This is a genomic window from Mitsuokella multacida DSM 20544, from assembly GCF_000155955.1.
Taxonomy (GTDB): Bacteria; Bacillota; Negativicutes; order Selenomonadales; family Selenomonadaceae; genus Mitsuokella; species Mitsuokella multacida.
In genome coordinates, this window is sequence record NZ_GG697143.2 from 554 (window position 1) to 13201 (window position 12648).

Here is a 12648-nt window from a genome sequence, read left to right on the forward strand (position 1 = left end):
ACGAGAGGACCGGAGTGGACGGACCGCCGGTGTACCAGTTGTTTCGCCAGAAGCACAGCTGGGTAGCTGCGTCCGGAAGGGATAAACGCTGAAAGCATCTAAGCGTGAAGCCCGTCCCGAGATGAAGTATCTCATAGCACAAGCTAGTAAGACACCTTGAAGAAGACAAGGTTGATAGGGTAGATGTGGGAGTGCCGCAAGGCATGAAGCTGACTACTACTAATATGTCGAGGGCTTAACTAGCGAGCCAAAGATGAAGGAACGAAGTGACGCGCAGATTTGTGCGAGTCAGTTACTCCGCGCGAAACGCAGTGGAGCAAGTGAGTATCCTTTAAAAAGAAAGTGGCTCGGTTATACTTTGACCACCTAAAATGTAATTCATTCTTCTGTATAGTTTTGAATGTGCAAGCATTCAATAGAATATCCGGTGATGATGCCTGAATGGTTCCACCTGTTCCCATACCGAACACAGTAGTTAAGCATTCAGAGGCCGAAAGTACTTGTCTGGAGACGGACTGGGAGGATAGGAAATTGCCGGTTTCATGGCGGCTTTGGTGAAGCGGTTAACACACTGGATTGTGGCTCCAGCATGCGTGGGTTCGATCCCCACAAGTCGCCCCATTTTTTTATAGGGGTATAGCTCAATTGGTAGAGCAACGGTCTCCAAAACCGTAGGTTGTGAGTTCAAGTCTTACTGCCCCTGCCATTATTGGAGTGGTACTCAAGAGGCTGAAGAGGACGGTTTGCTAAATCGTTAGGCTGGGTAACTGGTGCGGAGGTTCGAATCCTCTCCACTCCGCCACTTCGAAATGAAAGCTCTGACTTTTGTCAGGGCTTTTTTATTGCTTAAAACAAAACAAAAATTGACATGTGTCCTCTTTTTTGATATTCTTGTACGGTATTCCATCACTCTCGTTCTTGTGGTGGATAGATTTTTTTGATGCAGAAATGGGGAGGAATTCATTTATGCAGACACAAGCGAAGCAGGGCTTCCTCGACCGCTTCTTCAAGCTCAGCGAGAAGAACACGACGGTCAAGACGGAACTCCTGGCAGGTCTCACGACATTCATTGCACTCGCTTATATCATCTTTGTCAATCCAAATATCCTGTCGGAGGCAGGCATCCCGAAGGAGGCGGCCATCGCCTCGACCATCTGGATCGCAGCGCTCTCGACGATGGTCATGGGCGTATTCGCCAATTACCCGGTCGCACTCGCACCGGGCATGGGCCTCAATGCGTTCTTTGCCTACTACGTCTGCGGCACGCTCGGCCTTCACTGGACGGTCGCACTCGGTGCCGTCTTCTTCTCGGGCGTCCTGTTCCTGATCCTGACGATCAGCCACATCCGCCAGGCCATCATCAACGCCGTGCCGCAGAACCTGCGCGTCGCCATCGGCGTCGGCATCGGCCTCTTCATCGCCTTCATCGGCCTCAAGGGCACGGGCCTGATCATCCCGGACAAGGCGACGTTCATCGGCCTCGGCCACGTCACGAACCCGACGACGCTGCTCTCGCTCTTCGGCCTCGTGCTCACGGGCGCGCTGATGGCACGCAACATCCAGGGCTCCATCCTCATCGGCATCGTCGCGACGACGGTGCTCTCGATGGTGCTCGGCTACTCGCCGGTCCCGCACACCATCGGTGACGTCATAAGCACGAGCCTGCCACACATGGGCGAGACGTTCGGCCAGCTCGATATTGCCGGTGCCTGGAACTATGGCATCGTCTCCATCATCTTCACCTTCACGGTTGTCGAGCTCTTCGATAACATGGGCACCCTGATCGGCCTGACGTCGAAGGCGAAGCTCATCAAGCCGAACGGCGAGATCGAGAACCTCGACCGCGCCCTGACGACGGACGCTGTCGGCACGATCTGCTCCTCGATCTTCGGTACGTCGACGGTCACGAGCTACATCGAGAGTGCGGCCGGCATCGCGGCCGGCGGCAAGACGGGCCTGACGGCCGTCACGGTCTCCATCTGCTTCCTCATCGCGCTGCTCTTCGCTCCACTCGTCGGCCTCGTGCCGGGCTTTGCGACGGCTCCGCCGCTGATCCTCGTCGGCGCCCTGATGATGAGCGAAGTCGGCAAAATCAACTTCGTCGACTTCTCCGATGGCCTGCCGGCTTTCCTGACGATCATCATGATGCCGCTGACGGGCTCGATCGCCAACGGCTTTGCCTTCGGCTTCGTCAGCTACGTCTTCATGAAGACGGCTGTCGGCAAGTACAAGGAGATCAGCTGGATTATGTGGCTCGTCTCGATCGCGTTTATCATCAATCTCGTCATGCGCTCGTAAGGCATACAGTAAGATCATGCGCTCGTAAGGCATACAGTAAGAAATACAAGAAGATGGCTTCTTAAAAGAGGCCATCTTTTTTCTTGACAAGTATTTGACGCTATGATAATATTTCATATTGTAGACGCTTAGGAGCGTCTTTCCCCAACCGCACGGCGAGGTCAAAGAGAAACGAGCAATCGTACCGAAGCTGGCGAGTAATCTTTCAGGGAGGTGTTTTCATGTACGCAATTATCAAAACGGGCGGCAAGCAGTATAAGGTCGCTGAGGGCGATGTCATCACGGTCGAGAAGCTGGCTGCTGGCGAAGGCGAAGCAGTCGTATTCGATCAGGTCCTGACGGTCGTCAACGATGCTGATGTCAAGATCGGTACGCCGGTCGTCGAAGGTGCCAAGGTAACGGGTAAAGTCGAGGCTCAGGGCAAAGATAAGAAGATCCTTGTTTTCAAATACAAGGCTAAGTCCAACTATCGCAAGCGCCAGGGTCATCGTCAGCCGTTCACGAAGGTTGTCATCGAGAAGATCGAAGCTTAATCGTCCATGATCAAGGTCAAGATCTTTTTCCAGCCAGACGGCAGGATATCCGGCTTTGATGTTTCCGGCCACAGCGGCACGGCGGCAGAAGGCGAGGATATCGTCTGTGCTGGTGTCTCGTCTTTAACGGACACGGCGTTCCTTGGGATAACCGAGTATCTGCATCGCGAGGTCAGCTATGATGCGGCGAGCGGGAAGCTCAGAATGGAACTCAAGGGCAGTCCGGACGAGCAGACAGAATCGATTCTGCAAACGATGCTATTGGGACTCTCGGCAATCGCTGAGGCATACCCCAAGGCTGTACGTATCCTGAAATAGTGGAGGTGAATTCCATGTTTAAGTTTGAACTTCAGCGTTTCGCACATAAGAAGGGCGTCAGCTCCACGCGTAACGGCCGCGACAGTGAATCCAAGCGCCTTGGCGTCAAGGAGCATGCCGGCACGATCGTAACGGCTGGCAGCATCCTCGTCCGTCAGCGCGGCACGCATTTCCATCCGGGCCACAATGTTGGTATCGGCAAGGATGATACGCTGTTCGCAAAGGTTGCCGGCAAGGTCGCTATCGAGCGCAAGGGCCGCTATAACCGTCAGATCAGTGTTTACACGGCTGAAGAGGCTATGTAATGAAAGATACCTGCGCATTCCTCCGGGAAGGCGCAGGTATTGTTATATTGTTACAGAGAAACGGCGTTAAGTTGCGTTGTGATGGATAAAAAGCCGGTGTTGGTATCACAATGCCGGCTTTTTATGCGTCATAAACAGGAATGCAGCAGGCAGCTGTTGAAATAGACAAGAAATCTCAAGAGAAAAAGGAGGCTATCATGCAGTTTATCGACAGGACACGCGTCATCGTCAAGGCGGGCGATGGCGGTCACGGCAAGTCGGCGTTCCGCCGCGAGAAGTTCATCCCGAAGGGAGGCCCGTCGGGCGGTGACGGCGGCCGCGGCGGCGATATCATCTTCGTCGTGGACCAGAACATGAATACCTTGCTCGATTTCCGCTATCACCGCAAGTTCAAGGCGGAGAACGGCGAGAACGGCGACATCAAGAACCAGTACGGCAAGAATGCGCCGGCGTGCTACGTCAAGGTGCCGGCCGGCACGATCGTCAAGGACGAGGAGACGGGCGAGGTCCTCGCGGACCTCACGGAGATCGGCCAGGAGGCCGTCATCTGCAAGGGCGGTCGCGGCGGCCGCGGCAATGCGAAATTCGCGAATGCGGCCAATCGCGCCCCGACGTTCGCGGAGTTCGGCGAGCCTGGCGAGGCGCGCAACCTGATCCTCGAGCTCAAGCTGCTCGCGGACGTCGGCCTCGTCGGCTATCCGTCGGTCGGCAAGTCGAGCCTTGTCGCCAGCGTCAGCGCGGCGCGCCCGGAGATCGCGGAGTACCACTTCACGACGATCACGCCGGTGCTCGGCGTCGTCAAGACGGACTACGAGAAGAGCTTCGTCATGGCGGATATTCCAGGCCTCATCGAGGGCGCAGCCGACGGCGTCGGCCTCGGCCACGACTTCCTGCGCCACGTCGAGCGCACGAAGCTCATCCTGCACATCGTCGATGCCTCGGGCATCGAGGGCCGCGACCCGGTCGATGACTTCTACAAGATCAACGCAGAGCTCAAGAAGTACAGCGAGAAGATCGCGCGCCGTACGCAGATCCTCGTGGCCAACAAGATCGACCTGCCCGAGGCGCAGGAGAACCTGCCACGCCTCAAGGCACTGGCCGAGAAGGAGGGCCTGAAGTTCTTCGCCATCTCGGCGGCGACGCGCGAGGGCGTCAAGGAGCTCATCTCGTACGTCGGCGAATGGCTCGACAACTACGTCGAGGAGCCGGAGCAGGAGGAGGAAGTCAAGGTCTACGACGAGACGGCCGAGGACCCGGACAAGATCACGATCACGCGCAACGATGCGGGTGACTTCATCGTGCACGGCAAGGCCATCGAGAAGCTCGTCATCATGACGAACTTCAACAACGACGAGGCCGTGCGCCGCTTCCAGTACATCTGGCGCATCAAGGGCATCGACGAGAAGCTCAAGGAGCGCGGTATCAAGGAAGGCCAGACCGTCCGCATCGGCGAGATGGAATTCGAGTACCGCGAGTAAGCGAGTAAGATAGATAAAGAGTAACGGAGGAATCGATTTGATCCGCAATTCACTGACAGGAAAACAGAAGAGCTTTCTGCGCTCGATGGGCATGAAGCTCGAGCCGGTCGTCCAGATCGGCAAGGAAGGCGTGACGCCGAGCGTCGTGCAGGCGGCCCGCGAGGCCATCAAGAAGCGCGAGCTCATCAAGGTCCGCGTGCTGCAGAACTGCATGGAGCTGCCGGCTGACGCCATCGCCATGGTCGCAGAGCGTGCCGATGCCAACCTCGTGCAGGTCATCGGCCGCAACGGGCTACTCTTCAAGCGCAATTTCGAGAAGCCGAAGATCGAGCTGCCGTAAGACGGAGGGATGCAATATGGATGCACGTCAAAGGCTCAAAGAGGCCCGGCGCGTCGTCGTCAAAGTCGGCACGAGTACGCTTGCCCATGAGACGGGTATGCTGAACCTCTACCGCATCGACCATCTCCTGCGGGAGCTGGCCGACCTCATGAATGAAGGGCGCGAGATCATTCTCGTCTCTTCGGGCGCCATCGCGGCGGGACTCAGCAAGCTCGGCCTCGCGAAGAAGCCGGACTCCATCCCGGAGAAGCAGGCGGTCGCGGCCATCGGCCAGGGTGTGCTCATGCATATCTACGAGAAGTTCTTCGCCGAGTACGGCAAGACCATCGGCCAGGTGCTCCTGACGAAGGAGAACGCCGTGCGCCACCACCAGTACCGCCATTCGCGCGACGCACTGCTCGCGCTGCTCGCAATGGGGGCCGTGCCGGTCATCAACGAGAACGATGCCGTTGCCGTCGACGAGATCAAGATCGGCGACAACGACAACCTCTCGGCGATGGTCGCGACGCTCGTCGACGCCGATGCCCTGATCATCCTCTCGGATATCGAGGGCCTCTACACGGCGAACCCCGCGACGCATCCAGAGGCCGAGCTCATCCACGAGATCCCAGAGATCACGCCGGAGGTCATCGAGATGGCCGGCGGCGCTGGCTCTTCGCTCGGCACGGGCGGCATGGCGACGAAGCTGCAGGCCGCACAGGTGGCCATGAGCGCCGGCGTCAACATGGTCATCGCCTCGGGCAGCGAGGAAGGCGTCCTGCGGCGCATCCTGCAGGGCGAGGCGGTCGGCACGGTCTTCCCGGCGCGCGAATCGCATCTGCGTGTGCGCAAGAGCTGGCTGGCCTTCGGCAAGCGCCTGCAGGGCGACCTCGTCGTCGATGCGGGCTGCGTCAAGGCGCTCGAGGGCGGCTCGAGCCTGCTCGCCGCGGGCATCAAGGAGCTCGACGGCGATTTCGAGGCGGGCAGCACGGTGCGCGTCCTCGCGGAGGACAACCGCGAGATTGCGCGCGGCATCGTCAACTACAAGTCAGAAGACCTCCGCAAGCTCATCGGGCACCGGACGGAGGAGTTTGAGCATCTCGTCGCGGGCGCTGCCTACGAGGAGGTCATTCATCGGGACAATCTGGTCCTGATGGTCTGAGGGGGAATATGAGATGGATATCCAGGCAGAAATGAAGCAGAAGGCAGAGGCGGCCAAGCGTGCCGCGGCAAGACTCGCCCTGCTCTCCACGGATGTCAAGAACAAGGCACTCTTGGCGATGGCCGACGCGCTCGAGAAGCGCAGCGAGGTCATCCTGCAGGCCAATGAACTCGACCTGGAGGACGCGCGCCAGAAGAAGGTCAAGCGGTCGTACCTCGACCGCCTGCTGCTCGACGAGGGGCGCATCGCCTCGATGGCAGAGGGCCTGCGCCAGACGGCGGCCCTGCCGGACCCCGTCGCGACGGGTGACTACTCGACGGTCCGCCCGAACGGCCTCGAGATCCGTCGCGTGCGCGTGCCGCTCGGCGTCATCGGCATCATCTACGAGGCGCGCCCGAATGTCACGGCCGATGCGGCGGCGCTCTGCCTCAAGGCAGGTAATGCCGTCATCCTGCGCGGTGGCTCCGAGGCCATCCGCTCAAACATCGCCATCAGTTCCCTGCTCGCCAAGGCAGCCTACAAGGCGGGCATCCCGGAGGGCGCCATCCAGTTCGTCGACTTCACGGACCGCGAGGCCGTCGATGCAATGATGCACATGCGCGGCTATCTCGACGTCATCATCCCGCGCGGCGGCGCCGGCCTCATCAAACATGTCACGGAGAATTCATCTGTGCCGGTCATTGAGACGGGCACGGGCGTCTGCCATACCTTTGTCGACGCTTCGGCTGACCAGGATATGGCCATCAAGATCGCGGTCAACGCGAAGGTCAGCCGCTGCTCCGTCTGCAACGCCATGGAGACGCTGCTCGTCCATCAGGCCATCGCAGCGGAGTTCCTGCCGAAGCTCGTGGCGGCGATGACGGAGAAGCACGTTGTGCTGCGCGGCTGCGAGCGCGCGCGGGCCATCTGCCCGGAGATGGAAGAGGCGACGGAGGAGGACTGGTCGACGGAGTACGGCGACCTCATCCTCTCCGTGCGCGTCGTCGATGACCTCACGATGGCCATCGAGCACATCAACCGCTACAACACGGGCCACTCCGAAACCATTGTCACGAAGGACATCCTGAGTGCTCACCGCTTCCAGCGCGAAGTCGATGCAGCGGCCGTCTACGTCAACGCTTCGACGCGCTTCACGGACGGCTTTGAGTTCGGCTTTGGCGCGGAGATCGGCATCAGCACGCAGAAGCTTCACGCGCGCGGCCCGATGGGCCTCATGGCGCTGACGAGCACGAAGTACCTGATCTACGGCGAAGGGCAGATCCGCGAATGAGCCTGCTGATGAAGCTGCAGGGCTATCTTCGCAGCCTGCGCCAATACCTCGCCACGCCGAAGGGCGCATTTGACGCGAGAGATTACCTGAAGGCGGCGGGGCTCATGCTCTTGAGCATGGCGGCTCTCGCATTTGTCGTCAAACTGTTTCTGGGGGAGTGAGTCATGAAGGGCATCGGTATCATGGGCGGCACATTCGACCCAATCCACATGGGTCATCTGCTCACGGCAGAGTACGTGCGCGATGCGTACGGCCTCGAGAAGGTCCTCTTCATCCCGGCCGCGAATTCACCGTTCAAGCTGGAGAAGAAGGTCGAGTCTGCTGAGGACCGGCTGGCGATGACGCGGCTCGCGGTGGCGGACAACCCGCACTTCGAGGCGTCGGACATCGAGATGCGCCGCGAGGGTGTCTCCTATACATCGGACACAATTGCTTTGCTTCGTGCGCACTTCGGGCCCGACGTGCCGCTCTACTTCATCACGGGCGCGGACGCCATCAACGATCTGCCGGCCTGGCATCATCCGCGGGAGCTCCTAGAGCTCTGCCACTTCATCGCGGCAACAAGGCAGGGGACGGCACTCGACCTGCCGAAGCTGCGCGCGTTCTTTGGCGCGCTCTGCGACGCGCATATCCACGAGCTGGCGACGCCGGAGCTCGAGATCTCCTCGACTGAGATCCGCGCGCGCATCCGGCAGGGCCGCTCCATCCGCTACATGGTGCCGGAATCCGTAGAGACATACATCAGAAAAGAAGGGCTTTATCGATGCGTTATGGAATGACGTTGGAACAGATGAAACAAGAACTCGAGAAGCGACTCAAGCCGAGCCGCTTCCGCCACTCGCTCGGCGTGGCCGAGACGGCTGTGAAGCTCGCGAAGCGCTTTGGCGCCGACGAGGAGCAGGCGCGCGTCGCCGGCCTCCTGCACGACTGCGCGCGTGAGTTCCGCAACGAGGACATGGTCAAGGAGGCCGAGAAGCGCGGCATCGCGATCGGCGAGGTCGAGCGCTCGATGCCTCTCTTACTCCATGCCGATATCGGCGCCGTGCGCGTGCGCGAGCTCTACGGCGTGGAGGATCCTGCCATCTCGCAGGCCATCGCGCGCCATACGGTCGGCGGCCCTGAGATGACGGTGCTCGACAAGATCATCTGGTACGCCGACATGATTGAGCCGGGCCGCGACTTCCCCGGCGTCGACGAGCTGCGCGAGCTAGGGAGGACGGCCTCGCTCGACGCGATGCTGCTCGCGGGACTCAGTCACTCCATCGTCTTTGTCGTCGAGAAGGGGCATCTCATTCACCCGGCGACGGTGCTGGCGCGCAACGAGATCCTGCTGAACCAGATGAAGGCGAGACAGGCAGAAGCAAAAAAGGAAGATTGACCGATGGGGAAAAGGCAAGAGGACAATGTAACATGGCGTCACATTGAACAGAAGAAGCGTGAGCTCGCAAGGCTGCGCCGGCGCCGCTTCCTGCGGCGCATGCTCGCGCTGATCATCTGCACGGTCCTGCTGCTCTTAGCGGCGGGCGGCGTCTATGCGCTCGTGCGCGGTACGGAGTATCTCGTGCAGGAATACCAGACGATGTATGCTGGCTACACGGAGCGCCGCGCTTCGTGGCAGGGCGCAATCAACCCGAGCTTCGACGGCTACACGAACGTGCTCGTGCTAGGACTCGACGATGGCGCCGACCCGACGAACACCGAGGGCGCGAAGGCGGACACGATACTCGTCCTGAGCATGGAGAACGGCAGCGGCAAGCTGCGCTGCATCACGATCCCGAGCGATACCTGGGTCAACCCGCCGGGCAATGCGCACTTCATGCGCATCCGCTCGGTCTACACCGAGGGTGGCGCACCGCTGATGGTCCGTGAGGTCAACCAGTTGCTCGGCATTCCGATCCATCAGTATGTCGTGCTCGACCTCAAGGCGTTCTCTGAGCTCATCGATGCCCTCGGCGGCATCGACATCTACGTCGAGAGCGATATGGACTACGAGGACCCGGAAGCGGGGCTCAACATCCACCTCAAGCAGGGCTACCAGCATCTCGATGGCAATCAGGCGCAGCAGTACCTGCGCTACCGCAGCCCGGAGCTCGGCGATGTCGGCCGTGAGCAGCGCCAGCAGCGCTTCGTCAAGGCGCTCTACCAGCAGGTCATGCGCCTCGAGACGGTGCCGAAGCTGCCGCTCATCGCTGAGACGCTGCACAAGAACGTCAAGACGAGTGCAGAGGTCTTCGACTCGGCGCACCTCGCCAATGTCGTGCGCCGTCTCTCGAGCGACCCGCCGCAGGGCGTCATCCTGCCCGGTGCGCCGTCTCTCGGCGACGACACGGTCTGGATGCCCGACCAGGACGGCATCCGCCATGCGATGCAGGAACTCTTCCCTGACGCCAGCACGGCAGGCAACTGATCATGTGAACGTAAAGATTTTGATAGAGACTAGAGGTACAGGAGGTACAATATGACGGAACAGGAAATGTGCAAGGCCATCTGCAAGGCGGCCAGCGACAAGAAGGCCCGTGACATCGTGATGATGGACATGCAGGGTCTCATGATCTCGCCGGACTACTTTGTCATCTGCTCGGCTAATACGGCCACGCAGGTCCGCGCGATTGCCGACAACATCGAGGAAGAGCTCGCCAAAGACGGCGTGGCCTTCAATCACAAAGAAGGCTACCGCGAGGGCGACTGGGTCCTCCTCGATTTCGGCGATGTCGTCGTCCACATCTTCCGCCAGGAGATGCGCGAGTACTACGCGCTCGAGCAGCTCTGGGGCGATGCGAAGCTCACGACCTATGAAGACTGAGCCGATTGAAGTGATTGAGATTAAAGCGATTGAACAGACTGAGAAAGTGAGCCACGGTAAGAAGGATGGAAGTTATGAACGATAAGACGGAAATGACCCAGGAGGCTGCGCGCCCCAAGCGGAAGTTCGGCCCGAGCACGGTCGCCCGCCTGCAGGTCGCGCGCGTCAGTGAGATGGGCGCCTTCCTCGACGCCCAGACGGGGAATACCTCGGATGACATCCTGCTGCACAAGACGCAGCAGACGCATCCTGTCGCCGTCGGCGATTTTGTCGATGTCTTCCTCTATCTGGACCCGAAGCGCCGCCTGACGGCCAGCATGCGCGTGCCGAAGATGAAGGAAGGCCAGATTGCCCGACTGCGCGTCATCAACGTGAGCCGGGATGGCGCCTTTGTCGACGTCGGCGCGGAGCGCGGCATCTTCATGCCGTACGCCGGCATGCGCGGCCGTCCGCAGGTTGGCGAGGTCGTCTGGGCGAAGCTCTACACCGACAAGTCCGGCCGACTGGCCGTGACGATGGAGGTCGAGGACGAGATGCGCCGCGCCTCGAAGCCGGCGACGCACGTCAAGGTCGGCCAGATGGTCACCGGTGCCATCTACAACTACACGGATGCCGGCGCCTTCCTGTTCTCGAATGAGCGCTACATCGTCTTCATCGCCAACAAGGAGATGAAGGACAACGAGCGCCCGCGCGTCGGCGAGGTCGTGACGGCCCGCGTCACCTTCGTCCGCCCGGACGGGCGGCTCAACGCCTCGCTGCGCGAGGCCAAGGAGAAGGCGCTCGTCACGGATTCGAACCGCATCCTCGCGCTGCTTGCGAGCCGCAAGGGCCGCATGCCCTACAGCGACGAGACGTCGCCGGAGGTTATCCGCGACAAGTTCCAGATCAGCAAGGCGGCCTTCAAGCGGGCCCTCGGCCACCTCATGAAGGAAGGCCGCGTCGCGGAGAAGGACGGCTGGACGTACCTGCTCGACGGCAAGGGCGAGGCAGCAGATGTGTCCGGGGACAGCGATGAGAAGCTCTGAGTATTGGAGTCGTGTGATATGTGATAAGGGAGGCGTTTCATGAGACGGTATACGACACTCCTTCTGACCGCATTCCTGCTGCTGGCCATCGTCATCGCGGGTTCGGCCTACCTTGCGGACTCCGGCCATATCGACCGCCGGACGCGCGTGCAGGAACTGACGGTCCTGACGACGCTGCCGGCGGAAGAGGCCGACATCCTCTCGCAGGCGTACGAGGACAGCTCGGGCGTCCACGTGACGTTCGTGCCGCTCTCCTCGGCAGAGGTGCTCGACCGCATGAAGGCGCAAGCGGACTCGCCGAAGAAGGCGGATGCCGCGATGGTGCTGGCCGACTGGCAGACGCTCGGCCAGGCATCGCGCAGCGGCTTCCTGACGCCCTACGTGTCGGAGCGCGGCGACATGGTCGCGAATTCCTTCCGCCAAGATGACGGCTACTGGATGGGCGTCTGGTACGACCCCATCGTCTTCTGCGTCAACCGGGATTACCTCAGGACGCTGCACGCCGACATCCCCGACACCTGGCAGGCGCTTGCGGAGCAGGATGCCCGCATCGGCATCACGGACTTCATGGCGGCCGACGCCTCCTCGAACCTGCTCTACGCGATGACGGCAGAGTTCGGCGAAGAGGAGACGATGGCGATGCTCGGCAAGATTCACCCGCATGTCGTGCAGTACGCCCGCTATCTCTCGAACCCTGTGCGCCAGGCCGGCATGGGGGAGGTCGATATCTCGATTGCCGTCGAGAGCGAGACCATGCGCTACATCCACGACGGCTACCCGCTGCAGGTCATCTACCCGACGGACGGCACGACGGCCTGGATCACGGGCACGGGTATCCTCGCCTCGAGCGGGGACAAGGAGAAGGTGCTCGCGCAGCATTTCGCGGACTGGCTGCTCTCCGATGAGGCACAGATCGCTCTGCAGAGCCACAATTACTTCTTCGTGCCGACCAATCCGGGGACGATGGCCTATAAGACCTTCCCCGGCAAGAATCTCACGCTGTTCACGCAGGTTCCGCAGTTCTCGAGCGAGCAGAAGCACAATCTGCTCGACACGTGGGCGCGCGAGATCCGCTTCCAATGACAGGGACAAGGAAATGAAAGCGAGGATGCTTTATCGGCATCCTCCTTTGTGCGA

15 protein-coding genes, 3 tRNA genes and 1 rRNA gene are annotated in these 12648 nt (G+C 60.4%); all 19 read left to right on the top strand.

What is annotated here, in order from left to right:
• The first annotated feature begins 423 nt into the window (after positions 1-423).
• The 19 genes from rrf (at position 424) to MITSMUL_RS10705 (ending at position 12594) form a co-directional block, all read left to right on the top strand.
• Positions 424-540: ribosomal RNA gene (gene rrf, locus MITSMUL_RS10620) — 5S ribosomal RNA — on the top strand.
• A 5-nt stretch (positions 541-545) separates the two neighbouring features.
• Positions 546-621, top strand: a tRNA-His gene (locus MITSMUL_RS10625).
• 9 nt (positions 622-630) lie between these two features.
• Positions 631-706 (top strand) — tRNA-Trp (locus MITSMUL_RS10630).
• Between the two features lie 5 nt (positions 707-711).
• Positions 712-802: transfer RNA gene (locus tag MITSMUL_RS10635), tRNA-Ser, on the top strand.
• Positions 803-966: 164 nt separating this feature from the next.
• Positions 967-2298 (top strand): NCS2 family permease, encoded by a 1332-nt coding sequence (locus MITSMUL_RS10640; protein ID WP_040636400.1) that lies wholly within the window; start codon positions 967-969, stop codon positions 2296-2298.
• 221 nt (positions 2299-2519) lie between these two features.
• Positions 2520-2831 (top strand): 50S ribosomal protein L21, encoded by a 312-nt coding sequence (gene rplU, locus MITSMUL_RS10645; protein WP_005842586.1) that lies wholly within the window; start codon positions 2520-2522, stop codon positions 2829-2831.
• A gap of 6 nt (positions 2832-2837) precedes the next feature.
• Positions 2838-3149 carry a ribosomal-processing cysteine protease Prp gene (locus tag MITSMUL_RS10650; RefSeq protein WP_005842588.1) on the top strand — a complete coding sequence of 104 codons (312 nt, stop codon included), beginning with the start codon at positions 2838-2840 and terminating at the stop codon, positions 3147-3149.
• Positions 3150-3163: 14 nt separating this feature from the next.
• Positions 3164-3454, top strand: a complete 291-nt coding sequence (gene rpmA / locus MITSMUL_RS10655) for a 50S ribosomal protein L27 (RefSeq protein WP_036375921.1) — start codon at positions 3164-3166, stop codon at positions 3452-3454.
• A gap of 197 nt (positions 3455-3651) precedes the next feature.
• Positions 3652-4932, top strand: coding sequence for a GTPase ObgE (gene obgE, locus MITSMUL_RS10660; RefSeq protein WP_040636401.1), 1281 nt, complete (start codon positions 3652-3654; stop codon positions 4930-4932).
• A 37-nt stretch (positions 4933-4969) separates the two neighbouring features.
• Entirely contained in the window at positions 4970-5272 is a 303-nt protein-coding gene (yhbY, locus tag MITSMUL_RS10665) for a ribosome assembly RNA-binding protein YhbY (protein WP_040636402.1), read from the top strand.
• A gap of 16 nt (positions 5273-5288) precedes the next feature.
• Positions 5289-6413: a glutamate 5-kinase gene (gene proB / locus MITSMUL_RS10670; protein ID WP_005842596.1), complete on the top strand. Its 1125-nt coding sequence runs from the start codon at positions 5289-5291 to the stop codon at positions 6411-6413.
• Between the two features lie 13 nt (positions 6414-6426).
• Entirely contained in the window at positions 6427-7683 is a 1257-nt protein-coding gene (locus MITSMUL_RS10675; protein WP_005842598.1) for a glutamate-5-semialdehyde dehydrogenase, read from the top strand.
• Entirely contained in the window at positions 7680-7844 is a 165-nt protein-coding gene (locus MITSMUL_RS12790; protein ID WP_005842600.1) for a hypothetical protein, read from the top strand. Before MITSMUL_RS10675 ends, MITSMUL_RS12790 begins: the two co-directional genes overlap by 4 nt.
• A 3-nt stretch (positions 7845-7847) precedes the next feature.
• Positions 7848-8462: a nicotinate-nucleotide adenylyltransferase gene (nadD, locus tag MITSMUL_RS10680; RefSeq protein WP_005842602.1), complete on the top strand. Its 615-nt coding sequence runs from the start codon at positions 7848-7850 to the stop codon at positions 8460-8462.
• Complete coding sequence (gene yqeK / locus MITSMUL_RS10685) at positions 8459-9061, top strand: bis(5'-nucleosyl)-tetraphosphatase (symmetrical) YqeK (RefSeq protein ID WP_005842604.1); 603 nt, start codon at positions 8459-8461, stop codon at positions 9059-9061. Before nadD ends, yqeK begins: the two co-directional genes overlap by 4 nt.
• Before the next feature lie 3 nt (positions 9062-9064).
• Positions 9065-10090, top strand: a complete 1026-nt coding sequence (locus tag MITSMUL_RS10690; protein ID WP_005842606.1) for an LCP family protein — start codon at positions 9065-9067, stop codon at positions 10088-10090.
• Positions 10091-10141: 51 nt separating this feature from the next.
• Positions 10142-10486 carry a ribosome silencing factor gene (gene rsfS, locus MITSMUL_RS10695; protein ID WP_005842608.1) on the top strand — a complete coding sequence of 115 codons (345 nt, stop codon included), beginning with the start codon at positions 10142-10144 and terminating at the stop codon, positions 10484-10486.
• Between the two features lie 74 nt (positions 10487-10560).
• Positions 10561-11511 carry a CvfB family protein gene (locus MITSMUL_RS10700; RefSeq protein WP_050751702.1) on the top strand — a complete coding sequence of 317 codons (951 nt, stop codon included), beginning with the start codon at positions 10561-10563 and terminating at the stop codon, positions 11509-11511.
• A 39-nt stretch (positions 11512-11550) separates the two neighbouring features.
• Positions 11551-12594 carry an ABC transporter substrate-binding protein gene (locus MITSMUL_RS10705; RefSeq protein WP_005842612.1) on the top strand — a complete coding sequence of 348 codons (1044 nt, stop codon included), beginning with the start codon at positions 11551-11553 and terminating at the stop codon, positions 12592-12594.
• The last annotated feature ends 54 nt before the right edge of the window (positions 12595-12648 follow it).